This is a genomic window from Pedobacter steynii (genome assembly GCF_900103665.1).
GTDB lineage: Bacteria > Bacteroidota > Bacteroidia > Sphingobacteriales > Sphingobacteriaceae > Pedobacter > Pedobacter steynii.
Genome location: NZ_FNGY01000005.1, coordinates 287,240 through 302,804, shown reverse-complemented (window position 1 = coordinate 302,804; position 15,565 = coordinate 287,240). Strand labels below are relative to the sequence as shown.

11 protein-coding genes are annotated in these 15,565 nt (G+C 42.7%); 1 reads left to right on the top strand and 10 read right to left on the bottom strand.

From position 1 onward, the window contains the following. Window positions 1–64: 64 nt before the first annotated feature. Complete coding sequence (locus BLQ87_RS15675; protein WP_172664888.1) at window positions 65–1,441, bottom strand: M57 family metalloprotease; 1,377 nt, start codon at window positions 1,439–1,441, stop codon at window positions 65–67. Between the two features lie 195 nt (window positions 1,442–1,636). Between BLQ87_RS15675 and BLQ87_RS15670 the strand changes: the two genes are divergently transcribed. Continuing rightward, window positions 1,637–2,446: a hypothetical protein gene (locus BLQ87_RS15670; RefSeq protein ID WP_074608461.1), complete on the top strand. Its 810-nt coding sequence runs from the start codon at window positions 1,637–1,639 to the stop codon at window positions 2,444–2,446. Here the strand turns inward: BLQ87_RS15670 and BLQ87_RS15665 are convergent. The 9 genes from BLQ87_RS15665 to ruvA form a co-directional block, all read right to left on the bottom strand. Beyond that, window positions 2,395–3,009, bottom strand: a complete 615-nt coding sequence (locus BLQ87_RS15665; RefSeq protein ID WP_245723864.1) for a SprT-like domain-containing protein — start codon at window positions 3,007–3,009, stop codon at window positions 2,395–2,397. The two genes, BLQ87_RS15670 and BLQ87_RS15665, sit on opposite strands and share 52 nt — an antisense overlap. Window positions 3,010–3,043: 34 nt before the next feature. Then, window positions 3,044–3,556: a ferritin gene (locus BLQ87_RS15660; RefSeq protein WP_074608457.1), complete on the bottom strand. Its 513-nt coding sequence runs from the start codon at window positions 3,554–3,556 to the stop codon at window positions 3,044–3,046. Window positions 3,557–3,586: 30 nt separating this feature from the next. Further along, the gene (gene feoB / locus BLQ87_RS15655; RefSeq protein WP_074608455.1) at window positions 3,587–5,704 is read right to left on the bottom strand and encodes a ferrous iron transport protein B; all 2,118 of its coding nucleotides are present in this window, start codon (window positions 5,702–5,704) and stop codon (window positions 3,587–3,589) included. 4 nt (window positions 5,705–5,708) lie between these two features. Beyond that, window positions 5,709–5,924, bottom strand: coding sequence for a FeoA family protein (locus BLQ87_RS15650; RefSeq protein ID WP_073238326.1), 216 nt, complete (start codon window positions 5,922–5,924; stop codon window positions 5,709–5,711). A 300-nt stretch (window positions 5,925–6,224) separates the two neighbouring features. Next, window positions 6,225–6,635: a VanZ family protein gene (locus tag BLQ87_RS15645; protein WP_074608452.1), complete on the bottom strand. Its 411-nt coding sequence runs from the start codon at window positions 6,633–6,635 to the stop codon at window positions 6,225–6,227. Window positions 6,636–6,638: 3 nt separating this feature from the next. After that, window positions 6,639–7,019, bottom strand: a complete 381-nt coding sequence (gene gcvH / locus BLQ87_RS15640) for a glycine cleavage system protein GcvH (protein WP_074608450.1) — start codon at window positions 7,017–7,019, stop codon at window positions 6,639–6,641. Window positions 7,020–7,219: 200 nt separating this feature from the next. Continuing rightward, the gene (locus BLQ87_RS15635) at window positions 7,220–7,591 is read right to left on the bottom strand and encodes a hypothetical protein (protein ID WP_074608447.1); all 372 of its coding nucleotides are present in this window, start codon (window positions 7,589–7,591) and stop codon (window positions 7,220–7,222) included. Window positions 7,592–7,771: 180 nt separating this feature from the next. After that, window positions 7,772–14,968, bottom strand: coding sequence for a T9SS outer membrane translocon Sov/SprA (gene sov, locus BLQ87_RS15630; RefSeq protein ID WP_074608445.1), 7,197 nt, complete (start codon window positions 14,966–14,968; stop codon window positions 7,772–7,774). A 9-nt stretch (window positions 14,969–14,977) separates the two neighbouring features. Further along, window positions 14,978–15,562 (bottom strand): Holliday junction branch migration protein RuvA, encoded by a 585-nt coding sequence (gene ruvA / locus BLQ87_RS15625; protein WP_069378652.1) that lies wholly within the window; start codon window positions 15,560–15,562, stop codon window positions 14,978–14,980. Window positions 15,563–15,565: the final 3 nt, after the last annotated feature.

Genomic DNA, 15,565 nt, shown 5'->3' with positions numbered 1-15,565 from the left:
TTTAAACCACAGGCCATCTCAGCTTTCCTGAAATGGCCTGTGATCTATTATTTGAAATTCTAAATTAATCCATTGGTTTTAAAGGGATATAATAGTCAAGATCATCCGAAGTACCAACAGACATGGTTCCATCTTTATACCATGCATAACACCAACCTGAACTCGCCGCAATCCCAACGTCCGCAATATCCGTATAAGTTTTTCCAGGAGGCAAGCTATAGCTATACAATCCCCTGTAAGCACCTAAATCAGTAGAATTACCCACAGAAGCTGTTCCGTCTGTATACCAGGCGTAACACCAGCTCGTATTTTTAGCAATTGCAATTCCAACCAGGTCCGCAGGTGTTTTTCCCGCAGGCAGTACATAAGGTTTTGGGGCGATGAAATTTCCTAAATCATTTGCGCTGCCCACAGACATCGTTCCATCTTTATACCATACGTAACTATACCCTGTATTGGCGATACCCATGTCTACTACATCGACGAAGTTTTTACCGGCAGGCAATACATAACCAGAGGTTGGCCCATAAATGAGCGTAGAATTGCCTTTAGTTACCTGACCAGAAAGGCCCCAGAAGAAAACGCCATCATCCAGGCCAATGTCGATTCCTGCCATAGTGGACAGCGTTCCTGAAGAACCATTAGCTGCTGACACCGGATATAAAACAGCTGTTGCCAGTTTATCCTTATCAGACAGCACACTTGCACCTGAGCCACATTGTCCTCCATTCATGAGTGAACCTGGATCTGTTCCTCCGGCTCCAGGGACATCAATTGCACCAGCTGGAGTTCCAATATCATCGGTGCCATTCTGAGGCTCTCCGTTTCCAGCCCAGTTGGTATGCCTGAAACCAATTGCGTGACCAAATTCATGAGCAATGGTTCTTTGTCGCTGTTCGAAACTATTACCAGAGATATAACTTTTATTGATTCTGATCAACCCACCCGGAAGACCATCTTTAGGAAATCTCGCCGATCCACAACCGCCGGGGCCTAGATTTGCATCCTGCACCAGAATGTCATATGACCCACCGGTCACAATATTAAAATGAATATTCGTATTGGGAACAGTGTTCCATTGATTGATGGCCGAGTTCACTTCGCTCAGCATGCCCGACATGGAAGGATCCACATATACCCTGATATTGGTCCGGTTTGCGGGGCTAACCAGATAACCGGTATAATACTGCTCGGTTTTGGGATCATCAGGAGCCGGTAGCGACATATTTTTAGGAAATGAAATATCTCCTTCTACCAGGTATTCCTCTCCGATGTCTTTAATAGAAGATGCAGGAAACCCCATGCTTTTAATATACGCTAATACCGCTTCCGCTTTGGGATTAGCCGCCTCCTGATGCTTATCTTCTCCTTTTTTACAGGAATAAGACATCATACAAACCATTCCGGCAATAATGCTGACTTTTAAGTATTCTTTTTTCATATAAAACATATAGTTAATGATTATATCTAAAATACAAATAATAGCAATAAATAAAATTTAATATTAAATAATTTTCAATCAACCATATAAACTGAATATCAGACGATATCAGGACTACATTCCGTCCGGAAAACAACAAATCATTTCGCTGGCACGATAATGGCCTTCTTTAAATTGTCAGACTAAAAAAACGCCATGAAAACCTCTTATATCCTATTCTGTCTGCCTGCTCTGTTCACCATATTCAGCTGCAGCCAGCAACCCAAACATCCCCAGGCAGACCTGATCAGTCAATCTGCTGCAACTGCGATGACCGACAAGACCATCGGGGTCTTAGCAGATTCTATAGATGCCAACCTGAGCCAACTGGAAAAACAAAGCAGCCTCGTTTACCTTCAGGGGGAACAGTCCATGTACGCAGAAAGGTACAGCGCAAATGGCAAAGCCATACTATACGTGGAGCATCGGGATAACGGACTCATCAATAGCCAGACTAAAAAATATTATTTTAAGAACGACAGCTTAATCCTCGTTCAGGAAAATAAAAAAACCAATAACGACTATACAGACACCCGCATTTTCCTGAGAAACAACATTGCTTTCCGGAAGGAACAACGCAAGGCAAACGCCGCGTCAGTTCTTCAGACCAAACCTTACCTGTCGTTAAAATCAATCAAAGACAACACCACAAAGGAAGAAGATTACAAACAAAATATCAGGACACTGGACGAAGCTATTGCGGGAAACAACCAGTATGAAATGTTATTTGATCAGTTTATTGACATCCCCGGTGAGAATATCATTCAGCTGAAAAGCAAAGCACAGAATGGCTATACCGCCAGTATCCTGGTAAAAGAACCCGATGCATTCATCGACAGCTTAAAAAGCAATTCGCAAAGTTTCAGAAATGAAAAGCTTAATTTTAAGTGGAAAGTGGAAGATAAAGAAGCTGTTTATGTGCCTGTCGCCGCTAAAGTTACTTCAGCTAAAGGATTAAACAAATAGACATTACCATTGGTTAGGCAAAGGCAACGATACCTCTTCCGTAACTTTTCTCCTTTTCTGAACTGACGTCCGTCTTTAATCGTAAATACCGCATCTAAAGGCAGTTCTTCCAACCTGGACGCGTCTTTAGGCAAATCGTGCTTTTTTAGTGCGCGGGAAAGTTTAAGGTCAGTACAACTTGCTGCGGAAGGATTATTCAGGTAACTCACAATCGCCTGCTGAACGTCCTGTGGAAAGACATTTTGTTCTATAAAAGGTGCCATCATCCTTTTAAAATTATGCTTCCATTCTGCACCATGAGGCTTAACTTTATTTTTATGGTCGTTCCAGGTCAGCAGATGGGCAAATTCATGTACAGTGGTGACCAAAAAAGCATAGGCATTCAGGTCATTGTTGACCGATATTTTATGCCCCAAATCCTTATAAGGATGACGGTAATCACCAAGCTTCGTCGCCCTGTTTTTAGATATTTTAAACTCACATTGAAAATAATCTATCCACTTTGCGATAATTGGCGCCGCTCCCGGGGGCATGTATTGCGCTAAGATCTCCTCCTTTTTCACGCTTCCAAGATAAGGAAATTAATTAAAAGCCTGCTTAAGCCGCGCCGCCTGTGGCTGCGTTAAATGTTCTTTGAGCCAATTCGGTATTCAGCAGATATAAAGCCGAAGAATTGTCCCCGATCATCTTCAGCTTGCTGATGATCTGCGATACCGTTGCCTCTTCCTCTACCTGCTCGGTAACGAACCATTGCAAAAAAGTATGGGTGGCAAAATCACTTTCCTCAAAAGCTGCTTTGATCAGATTACCGATACTTTTTGTGACTGCCTTCTCATGTGCCAGCGTAATTTCAAAAATTTCCAGCACGGAGCTAAAGTCAGATTCAGGTTGTTCAATTGCGCCTATAGTCACCTTACCGCCAACATCATGAATGTAATTGAATTGCTTTTCCGCATGGAAAAGCTCCTCTTTTGCCTGAACTTTAAAATAATTAGCGAACCCATCCAAATCCTTGTCCGAGAACCAGGAGCACATTGCCCAATAGGCATTGGCCGAATACATTTCTAAATTAACCTGCTCGTTGAGCAATTTTTCCATTCTTTTATTCATGACAGCATTGCGTTTAATTAAGTTAATATATTACTTTAAAAACTGGTAAGCAATTAAACTGGCCACATAAGCCATAACCGTCATATACGTCAATTGTATCATCGGCCACTTCCAGGATTTTGTTTCCCGGAACACCACGGCCACCGTACTCATACATTGCATCGCAAAGGCGTAAAACAGCATCAGTGAAAAGGCAGTAGCAAAAGTAAAGACAGGCAATCCCGTTTCCGGATTTTTTGCCAGTCGCATACTGTCGCGTATTTGCATGACATTCTCATCTCCACCTTCCACACTGTAAATCGTGGCCATCGTTCCTACAAAGGCTTCCCTTGCAGCAAATGAAGTGATCAGTGCGATACCAATCTTCCAGTCAAAACCCAAAGGTCTGATCGCCGGCTCTATCGCATGACCCAAAATCCCCGCATACGAATTTTCAAGCCTTTCAGCCGACTTATCTCTTTCGAGTGTCGAAATCTGCACACTGTCTTTTTGAGCCTCTATAGCGGCGTATTTTTTGTCAATTTCAGCAAAGCGCTCGGAAGGACCATAAGTTGCCATTACCCATAACACAATGGAAATCGCGATGATCACTTTACCCGCTTCAAAGACAAAGGTCTTAGACTTGTCATACATTGTGAAAAGCACGTTTCCCCATCTCGGCATTCTGTATACCGGCATTTCCATGATGAAATAAGATTTCTCTTTTGCTTTCAGGATAAATTTCATGACAAAAGCCACCAATATCGCTGCAACAATGCTGATCAGGTACATCCCCATCAGGGTTAATCCCTGAAGGTTAATGAAGCCCCAAACCATTTTTTCTGGAACAACGAGGCTGATCAATAAAGTATATACCGGCAGCCTTGCAGAACAGCTCACTAAAGGAGCCACCATAATGGTAATGATACGGTCTTTCCAGTTTTCGATATTTCTGGCACTCATGATGGAAGGAACGGCACAGGCCAGACTTCCGATCATTGGCACCACCGATTTTCCACTCAAACCAAATTTCCTCATGATCCTGTCCATCATAAAAGTCACCCTGGCCATATAGCCGGTGTCTTCCAGAATCGAGATAAAAGCAAAGAGAATAGCGATCTGCGGAATGAAAACTACAATCCCGCCTAAGCCGGCAAGCACACCGTCCAGCAGTAAATCACTGAGCTGCCCGGCGGGTAAATATTCATGTCCCAGTTCCTGGAGTTTGGCAAAGATAAACTCAATCATCTCCATCGGATAAGCCGACCAGGAGAAAATAGCGTTAAACAGAAAGAACAATAAGCCCATAAAAATGATCAGGCCCCAAAACCGATTGGTCAGGACGGAATCGATTTTATCACTAAAAGCAAACTTCTTTGCCGCTCCTGTATCTTCAATTACACCAGTCAGGATCTTTCCCAGATCCCGGTAACGTGCTACTGTTTCCTCCGTCTGTAATTTCGAGGTTTCAAAATCAGTCGCCTTTTTGATCTGATCAAAACCTGCATGATCTACCTCAGAAAAATGATCGAGGTTATAATGCTGGTGTAATACCTGCAATGCAAAATAATCGTTCTCTGTTCCGATCTTGGCTTTCACTTTCTGAATCGCTTCAGGGGCCAGCGCAAGCACATCAGTACCTTTTAACTGCGTAGCAATCTTTGTGGTATTACTAATCGCTTGTTTTAATTCGGTCAGCCCCTTATTGCTTCTCGCAGAAATGGCCACGATCTGGATGCCCAATCTTTTTGAAAGCAAATCAACGTTGACATTAATCCCTTCTTTTTGCGCCAGATCGGTCATATTAAGCGCCAATACGACCGGCACCTGCAGGTCAGCTACCTGCGAATAAAGCAATAAATTTCTTCGGAGATTGGTCGCATCGGCAACCAATACCACAATATCGGGATAGCTGGAATTGTTCTTGTCGGCCAGAACCTGGAAGACAATACTTTCATCCTTACTCTTCGGGTATAAACTATAGGTTCCCGGTAAATCGGTAATCTCTGCATTTCTGCCATCGGGAAGCTTGCAGTAACCTACTTTTTTATCAACGGTAATGCCCGGAAAATTTCCAATTTTTTGATTTAATCCTGTAAGCAGATTAAAAAGAGTAGACTTGCCTGTATTGGGATTCCCAACCAGCGCTATTTTCAAATCCTTTGCCAAATTACTACTGAATTATAATACTAGATGCTTCGCTTTTACGTAAACAAAGTTGATAACCTGAGACCCGAATGGCAATCGGATCACCAAGCGGAGCAAACCGTTCCACTTCTACAACTTCTCCAGGCAAACAGCCCATCTCCATTAGTTTAACAGACATTTCTAAATCAGTAAATGCCACTATAGTGCCTCGTTCCCCCGGATTCAATTGTGAAAGTTTCATCTTTATTAATTTATTTTAATTTTCGAAGGACAATATTGACTCCTTCCCTAATCAAGGCGCAATTTAGGCTTAATTTATAATAGTTCCAAATAAACAAAATCCCACTCTCCTCCCGGAAATAGCTTTCAGAGCGGCTGAAGGATTATTTGTGCAATCCAAAAGTCACAACAAAGTAACATAATGAATACAGGTTGATTTTATCTTTGAGGATAGCTGTTGTAGCTTACCGGAGGGCATTTACAACCCGGCTTAAAAATGCTGCAGCTGCTGGCTGTCAGTACCAGCAAAAGCACAAATAATCTACTGAAGTTCTTTTTCATTATAATGAGATTTATGCAAAAGTATAAAACTGAAAACCCCCATAAATACACCAGCCATATCGCAGGTAAAGTCCCACCATTCGGCCGATCTGTAGGTGAATACTTTCCATTGAAGCAATTCAATGCCACCACCCAAAGCTGCAGTGATCAGGATGATCTTAAAGATCGTCAATGAACGGAAACTATAGTTATGGGTATAGTTTATTCTTCCGTAAAACAACAATATCGTCAGGACAAAGAAAAACCCAAGATGCACCATCTTATCAAATCCTTCAAAAAAAAAGCCTGTCCCATTAGTGGAGACAGGCATTTCTATATTGCAAAGGATCAAAATAACCACCGTCCATACTATGGCCCAGATCTGATATTTTAACGCTTTAAATTTATTCATTGATTAAGCTCCTACAAGGGCTTTATAAGCATCAGCATCTAATAAACCATCCACTTGTGAAGCATCAGAGATCGCTACTTTAACCATCCAGCCTTTTCCATAAGGATCAGAGTTTACCAGTTCAGGATTGTCATTCAATTCCGGATTGGTTTCCAATACGGTTGCAGTTACCGGCATAAACAAATCAGATACGGTTTTAACAGCTTCTACTGTTCCGAAAACATCGTCTTTACCTACTTCATCACCTACAGTGTTAATATCGATGTATACAATATCACCTAACTCACGTTGTGCGAAATCAGTAATACCGATATAGGCCTCGTTACCTTCAATCTTAACCCATTCGTGGTCTTTAGTGTACTTTAGTTCTGATGGAAAATTCATTTTATATAATATTAATAATAAATTAGTTACGCATAAAAAGCATGTGTTACTTAAACTAGGAAGCCGCAAATAATACGCATTATCCTCTGCGAATTTACTATTATTTATAAGTATTCATATTTATTTGTGGTAACAAAATTTGAAGCCCCCTTTATCTCCTGATGATCCGTCAGGATAAACTCCGCAAAAAGCCCCTGGTTTCATCTGATTTCGATATTCTCATTTCCTTCGTCATCTTCTTCCAGATAAAGTTTCCAATTCAGTTCTTCAGCCATTTCCAGGAAAGCCTTTAGGTAAACGCCCTGGTCTATAGCTGCCGACTTAGTGCAAACAACCGCAATCAAATTAACGTAAGGCAGTTTCTTGTCAGACGTGGCAAAACTCCCGTCTTCTGTTTCAGCCAATACCATTTCCAGCCATGGAAAGTTTTCCGCATTAACCAATGTCTGATGATCTTTCTGAAGGAAATATCCGCTCTTCAGCAAAATCTGCAGCACAATTCCCGTCTCCACCTTCTTAGTGTAACCTTCATCACTTTGTATGTTGTAATAATTATACCTGTCGCTCCACATGATTTATCATTAGACTATTTAGCAGCTGCTTCCAACAGCCTTGCATTGCGCTCGTCCGGGAACTAAATATACAAAAGTTTGTATTGGAAGAAAAATGGCAGGAAATACAAGCAAAAAAAACGCGCATATATTTCTCTAAAAAATACATGCGCGTTAAACGGCAACAGAAAGAAAATATGCCTAATTCAGCGTTACCCTTAAACTAAATCCAAAGTTGCTGAATGAAGTATTGAACGTTTGCGAAGTATAAGGTTTGGTGATATTCGAATCATAGAACACCCTTACGTTAAAGCGTTGGTTCAGGATATAATCCACACTCGGCCTTAAAGTAATGTTCTTTGCTCCTGAAGAAACTTCTGCCTCCGCAACATCAGCGCGGTAGATCACGGTCTTGTTATCCCTTACCGCAACATCCAGCTTGAAGTCCATATTGTTGTCCATCTTCAATTGTTTAAACAATCCGAAAGGGAACCTGAACTTCGTAGTGCGGTAACCCAGGCCAAAAACCAGGTTATTTTCCGTTAACTGCGACAGCTGGCTGTTCGCCATACTTAGCCCTAACAAACGTGTCCTGCCGATCTCAAAGTTCGCCGTCAGGTTATTCTTTAAGCGGGTATCTATTCCGATCAGCGGAGAGAACTGCTCTGCAATGGTCACCCTTGCATATTGTAACTGCGGCAGGAAATTATTGTCCTTATCCCTGCTGCTTACTCCACCATTGCGCTCCTCGTATTTCAATAACGAGTTAAAACTATTGATGCTGTATACAGAGCGGTAAGAATGTCTTAAATCAATAGAGCTGAAGTGTTCAGCAAGGAAAGCAATCCTCGTTAGGCCCCTGTAATTCAACCGCCAGTTTGGCAATGGAATTTTAGGCATAGAATTCAGGCTGGCCGAAGATGCACTCTTTCCGGAATAGGCCGCAAGGAAAGCAGAGATCACCACATCCTGTGAATTCTGATTATAACCATCCGCATAACCTCCGCTTCTTGTTCCTGAGGAATTCGGGTTCAATTCTCCTAAACGCTGAGAGATCACTTGCCTGTTCGTCATAAACTCATTGAACAATTTAGATACCGCGCTTCCTGATTTCTCTGAAAATGCCGTTCCCAGACTAATGAAGGACACGCTGTAATCACCCGTGGTAAAAGGACTGAAATTCTGGAATCCTTTGCTCAAATCATCATACCTGAAATTCGTAGAATAATTCATCGTCTTATTTCTGTTCGCAGTCAGCGTAATCGTCAGGTCTTTGATCGGCTCGATTAAACTCGTTAAGCTCAGGTCTTCTCTCATCGTATTGATGTACAACTGAGATTGCAAAGTATCCGTCGTAATCCATCCGTTCCTCAATGCCTCTTCCCGGATGTCCCGCTGGCTTCCCAAAACAAATCCCAATCCCGGTGCGCCGGTCGCATTGTCGATCCCGAAAACATTTGTCTTCGGCAAATAACCAGGCAGGAAGATCCCTTTAGTTTGGGTATAAGCACCCACTACATTTTTAATACTCGTTAACAATCCGATCAAAACACCGGAACCCGTTTGTTTCGCATCCGCCCCACTACCTGATTTCCTCACGAAACCAAATTTATTGTAAAGTGAAGCCAGGTTAAAAGTTGGGTTAATCTGTATGGTTCTCGAATTCTGAACCGTATTTCCAAGGTTGATATTTGGATCCCTCAACGTAGAAAGCGGTTCTGTCTGCCAGTTAAAGTTCGTGCCGTAACGCGTAGCTACATTCACCCAGTCTAAACCTGGAATCTTGTTAATTGGTAAGGCATAGGTGACGTTCAGGTTATGGCTATAATCTGTAGTTCTGCCCAACCTCATCATGTTCTGCCATAAGGTATCTCTTTTCAATCCTTCAATTCTTCCATAAGGCTCATCAATGATCGAATAGTTCGTTGCATCAATATCCAGTGTCAGTGATTTACTCAGGTTCCAGGCAATACCATACACCCTGGATACCAGGAAGTTTTTGTTGAACGTGGTATTTACCGGAATAGAATTCATCGGATCATTGTTTCTCAGGCTGTTTTCCGAATAGAAACGGTCTACATCAATCCTGAAATTAATTGCTGTTGGCATCAGGCTGAAGTTAAAATCTTTTAACAGCGCCAATGTATTCGACTTAATCAGCTTCTTGAAAGGCTCATAAGTTTTTGCTGGCCCCGCATAATTATAAGCCAGGGAACCGCGGTAAGTTTTCTGGAAATTGTTTTCTACGATAAAATCCCTGTGCGAATATTTGGTATAAGCATAGCTGACGTTAAAGTTTTCTATGTCCCAGATCTTTGGCTTCTGCTCCGGATTGGTCCTTTCTTTCCTGACATTGGTAAAGTTGATACTGCTTCTCGTGGTAAAGTCCTGCGCAAAGTTCAGGATAGAATCCCTTTGCGATTTTGTTGCCGCATCCAGCGCATTTTTCAACTCAATATCCGGCATGCTCGGGTTGTACTGAGGGGTGCTTACCTGGCTGGAATAGCTCACAAACATAGGCACTTTGATCCCTGTTTTCTTAGGGAAAAATTTACCCAGCTCCATGCTCGAAGAAATGTCAAAGAAGACATTGTCTGCCCTGTTTCTTTCACTCACACGGGTTTCCAAAGAACCAAATCCGATGGTCGATTTACTTCCAGAAACGTTCACATCCGCAAAGTCTGCAAGTTTCGCACTCAACCTTGCAGTAGCTGCCCAGCCGCCACGTTCATCAAACTCTGTTAAACGAAGCTCATTAAACCAGATGACCGCATTTTTATCCAGTCCGTCGTCATTCCCTGTTACGTTTTTATAAGGGTTCTTTACACCCAGCATATACACCCTGACCTTGCTCATATCCGGCTGCCCTTTTACCACAATCACTTTGCCATTTACGATATAGTTAAAAGGAATATTAATTGGCCATGGTGCACCTGTAGCTGTCTTTGCATTGTTTCTCGCCAGCTTTGCTTTCTGGAAAAGCTCCAGCTGAATGTCCATTCTGTTATACTCAGGCCAGATGTTATTCGGATCATTTGTTCCCGGTTGCGTCACCCTTAAAGGCTGTGAGTACTCATAATAGTTGTCCTGGTTGTCTGTACCGATACGTAAAAATGCACTCAGGTCATTGTCATTTAAAATGTTTGAGCCCAGGGCCTCCGCATGGATGTACATTTCCAAATGTTTGTATGACCTGAAATCGTTAAAAGCAGTTTTAAATGCTGCACGGCCATAACCATCTTTCAGATCTTTGATCGTTACCGACAAAGACTGCTCATTCTGACGGGTATCTCCACGATAGTTACTGAAATCGCGTTCTCTTTCAATTCCCGGAGGGATCACATAAGGGATCGGTGTACGTTTACCGTTTTCTTCAATATTCACCGTTGCCACTTCAATCTTGGACTGATCAGGACTGATCGTTCCTAAAGCCGGGTCAACAATCGTTTTTGAAGCTTCATTACTGGCATTGTATTGTCTCCATTCTCCTCTTACCAATTGAATTTTTCCAAACCTCAATACCGTAGTATCTGCGAAATTGGTCATGAACATCCGGATGAAACGGATCGATTTAAAATCCTGAATTCCCCCAACTACGTTCGTCGGTTGTGCCAATGGAATGCGGATCTGATACCAGGTAACCGCTTGTGTCTGTCCATTCGCCAGTTTCACCTGCGAAGTCACTTTATCGGTAATGTATTTTTGTCCCACCACAAGGTCGGCCGGGCGCATCGAGACTTTGTATTCAAAATACTCGTCAGACTGTGTCATGTTGTTGTCCCTGTTGATGTCTTCGCCATCAGGCAAGGAAGTAGAAGCAGAATTTTCTACCCCCAGGTCGGCCTGCGACTGCTGTGCCGTCTTAGAGTTACCCTCTGTACCATTATATTTCTGGTAGCGCTTTAAGATCCCTGCATTTTCACGGTCCAGGTCCGGTCCTCTGAAATAAGTATAATCATCAGAAGAAGGGTCATTTTCGATTTTAGCTGCAGCATCCGGATTTAGCTGTCCTTTAATCTGGTTGATTAAAGTCGCAAATTTCCGCTGTTCATCTGCATTGCCCATTCCGTCAAGCCCTACATCCTGTGCTTTTCTTGCATTCGGATCATTATCAAATGCCTGAACTACCGGCTGCAACTTCGGAACTCTTCCCCAATTCGTTTCATCAAATTTGGAAGGATCGCCATCTGCGGGTAAACCATTCTCTAATGATTTACGTCCGTCTTTCAATATGTCTTCTGAAATATTACCAATATTAAAATACAGATCTCCACCTGTAGAATTTGGCTTGTAAATATTAGGATCCATTACCCAAAGCTCGATGAACTCAATGTTCAAAGCTTCAAAGTCATTGGTTTCAATTCTTCTGAATAAACCACCCCAACGGGTACGTGGATTATTCAGGGCACCTGTAGGATTAAAACCTGTAGGCGTATAATTGTAAGGACCGCGGACCGTTGGATAAAAAGCAACATCTAAAGTTGGCAAAGCAAATGGTTGCCCCGTTCCGATTTCTTTAAAAGGAAAAACTTCCTGTTCGATCACCTGACGCACATAGTGATTGGAAAGCTCATTTTTATTGTTCCTCAATGCCGAAGGAAGCGTCGCATCAGCCCGGTTGTAAAAGATAGGATCAATGTTGTAAAAAGCAATCAATGCCCTGTTGAAGCCGTAGCTCAGGTCGTCCATTCTCGAAGATTCAGAGAACATCTGAGGTGTACCAGACAACTGCCATGCCACTGCGCTTTTCAGGTCGATCACCGAACGTGAAGCTTCAAAATCGTCCAGGTAACTTACGCCACCTTTCTTGCCACCGAAGTTTAACGCTGAAGGATGTCCCGGAACCAGTTGTGCAAACTCTCCCGAGAAACTAAAGCTGGAAGGTACCTTTGTAGAAATGAAGGGCAACTTATCCACCAGTTTCGTTAAGAACCTCGAAGGCGAGCTATAGTTCATATCCAGTCCCCACATGGTATTCGAGATTGGCTCTTCGCCAAGGTTTACTTTTGGAGTAAGCGGCTTTTCAGTGAGGTTCATAATCGTACCTCCCAGATTCAACTTATTGTTCACCTTATAGTCCAGACGGGTTCCAAACAGGGAACGTTGCTGTAAACCAAAAAGCTCATTATTTTCTGTAGAAATCTTTATCGGCTGACCGGAAATGAGAATAGCTGTATTCAGAATCCTGACCCTTCCCCCCTGGTAATCCACGGTATAATCTACACCCTCCTGAAGGGGAATCGTTCCGGCAAATACTTTTACCGAGCCCTCAGGAACGTTGATTGCATTTAAGCTAAACTCTGAAGCCACCTGACTTTGATAAGCCCCTTTAATGACATAACGGTTTTGTCTGGTGAACAATTGCTGTGCAATCACCTTCGTTGAATCGTATAAAGCCGTATAAGTGTACTTATCGATCAGTGTCTGCTCTGCCGGACTAAACTGATCGGCAAGATCCTTACCAAAAGGTTCGATCAAAGGGAGGATAATTCTTCCATTCAACGGATCTATGGTCACATAACCATTGCTGGTATTCGTAGAGAAATTACTCAGATTGGTATTGGAACCATTCGTATTTCCACCGTTGTTGTTATTGTTGTTGACAGGTGTGTTGAAAGCGATGTTCTGGTTGGCTCCGAAAGGTTTATTTTCCGCTTCAAAGTCAAAAATCCCATCCGGGCTCCGCTCCTTCTGCTGATTCAATCGGTCTAAACCCACGATCTGAATCCATTGTTTATTCTTCAATGGCCTGCGGTCGGCATCGAGTTTCTCCCCTTCATCAATATATGGTTTTTCTACCCCGGTCTTATCGTCAATCCTGAAAATGTCCAGCTTAAAATTCATCGGGCTAATCTGGTAACCACCGATAGAATAGATGTTTTTCATCATCAAATCCCAGGTTGGCAGTTTCACTTTTGTCGTTTCGTTTTTCAGCAATTTGGTAAACAAGACCTTTGGTGATCCCTGATCAAAAGAAACATCGGTTGTGAATTCTCCCACCTGATATTCCACACCACGATAGGTATAACGGTAAGCAACCGTCAAAACCTCATCTGTATTTAAAGCATTATTTAATGAGATGTATCCCAGCTGAGGATGGAAAGTATATTCCCTGTCGGCCAGCTTCCTCGCGTAAGTTAATTTGGCATAATTGTCTGTTCCCCCACTTCCGCCAAAGAAACCGATGATGGCATTGGAATTGGTCTGCCTGGCATCCGGGGGTATTTGTGAAAGTAAGGTATTCGATTGTCTTGGAAACTGGGGATTGTCAAATCCCGAAGGCAATGCTGATCCGCCCCCTGGTACCGTCGGGTTATAAGGCGCATTTTCACCAAGATCGATAAAGCCGAGCACGTCCCTGGAATCCTGCGTATTTCCTGTTTTATTGGTAATCCAGACTTCTACTTTCGTAATGAGTACACCAGAGGTAATCGTTGGTGGCGTAGCCAGTGTTTTATTGTAATTATTTCTAAAATATTGCGCTAAGAAATAGTGTTTATTCGCTTCGTAATTATCGGCACTCAGCCTGTATTCATTTTGCTGTGCGCCATTATTGATGCGGATCTCCCGGGATTGCGACTTCTGCTGAGAGAAGACCGAGCTCACACTCAGCTTTCCAAATTGCAATTGCGTTTTTACCCCGAATAAAGCCTGTGTTCCATTGATCAGCGTCGTGTTCAGCGGTAAGCTTACATTTCCCGCTTCGATCTTCTGGATGATGTCGTCCTTTCCTCCGGTATAATCCAGTTTCACCTGGTTTTCAAAATCAAACTGAGCTTCGGTATTGTAGTTCATATTGATCTTCATCCGCGTTCCGATATTTCCGATCACATCCATCTGGATACGCTGGTTAAAATCAAAATTCGACTGCACACGCTGACGTTCGTTGAAAAGGGGATTTTCGTTTTTATTGATCCTGCCCAGAAAGGTCAGTTCGGCCTCTCCACGAGGCTGGATGTCTATCGTTGTACCACCAAAAATGCGTTCAAAAGCCTTACTATTGATTTTCAGGCTGGGAATGAATCCATTTTTTCTGACTTCATTTAATTCTTCACTGGAGTACATCCGCCAGTTGTCCCTTTTCATCTCGCTGTTCACCAGGCGCTGATATTCTTCAATCGTCAGGTATTGTGGGGGAGAGAAAAGGCGGTTACCGATCAATTGCCGGATGATGTATCTTTTATTCTTCGCGTCGTATTCGACTTCCCGCTTCACATTATCCGGAAGCGGTTTAAAAGAATTGTTTAAGTTTCTGAGACCTAATCGTTGTTTTTCCTTCAGACTAAAGGAGTTTCTAATGGTATCTGTTCTTTTTCCCGGGGTTCCCGTTTGAGAAAATGCTTGCTGTCCGCCAAGGCAGAGAAAAAGAAGAAGAAGGAGCGTTAAGATGGTTTTCAAGGGAGCAGGTTATAAGTTCTTCAAAGCTATTTTAATCATTTGTTCTACTGATAAGTCCACACCACCGTTTTTCACTGCATTATCAATTGATTTCTCCGCAGGCTGTTTTGCAAACCCGAGCATCATCAAGGCTGATAAAGCTTCTTCTCTAACAGTATTATTTAGAGGTGCCGCGATCAAAGATCCGGTTCCTTCTTTTTTCAATTTATCCTGCAATTCCAGCACTAAGCGCTGTGCAGATTTTACACCAATTCCTTTAATCCGCTGGATTAAAGGCAAATCACCATTCACAATAGCCGTTTGAATTTCTGTAGGCGTGATGGAAGAAAGCATCATCCTTCCCGTATTGGGCCCGATTCCGGAAACAGAGATCAGATGAAGGAAGAGCCTGCGCTCTCCCTCATCTGCAAATCCGTATAAAGTATGTGCGTCTTCTTTTACGTGGAGCCAGGTATACACCTTGCAGCGTTCCACATCTGCCAGACTGCTATAAGTATTCAGTGAAATATTGATATGGTAACCAATTCCTCCGGCCTCCACAACAATATAAGCGGGGCATTTAAAGGTCAGCTTACCATCAATATATTCAAACATAAT

What these genes read in the sequence shown, in the direction of transcription:
- BLQ87_RS15675 (WP_172664888.1), bottom strand. Translation starts at nt 1,441, where the DNA reads ATGAAAAAAGAATACTTAAAAGTCAGCATTATTGCCGGAATGGTTTGT.
- BLQ87_RS15670 (WP_074608461.1), top strand. Translation starts at nt 1,637, where the DNA reads ATGAAAACCTCTTATATCCTATTCTGTCTGCCTGCTCTGTTCACCATA.
- BLQ87_RS15660 (WP_074608457.1), bottom strand. Translation starts at nt 3,556, where the DNA reads ATGAATAAAAGAATGGAAAAATTGCTCAACGAGCAGGTTAATTTAGAA.
- BLQ87_RS15650 (WP_073238326.1), bottom strand. Translation starts at nt 5,924, where the DNA reads ATGAAACTTTCACAATTGAATCCGGGGGAACGAGGCACTATAGTGGCA.
- BLQ87_RS15645 (WP_074608452.1), bottom strand. Translation starts at nt 6,635, where the DNA reads ATGAATAAATTTAAAGCGTTAAAATATCAGATCTGGGCCATAGTATGG.
- gcvH (WP_074608450.1), bottom strand. Translation starts at nt 7,019, where the DNA reads ATGAATTTTCCATCAGAACTAAAGTACACTAAAGACCACGAATGGGTT.
- BLQ87_RS15635 (WP_074608447.1), bottom strand. Translation starts at nt 7,591, where the DNA reads ATGTGGAGCGACAGGTATAATTATTACAACATACAAAGTGATGAAGGT.
- ruvA (WP_069378652.1), bottom strand. Translation starts at nt 15,562, where the DNA reads ATGTTTGAATATATTGATGGTAAGCTGACCTTTAAATGCCCCGCTTAT.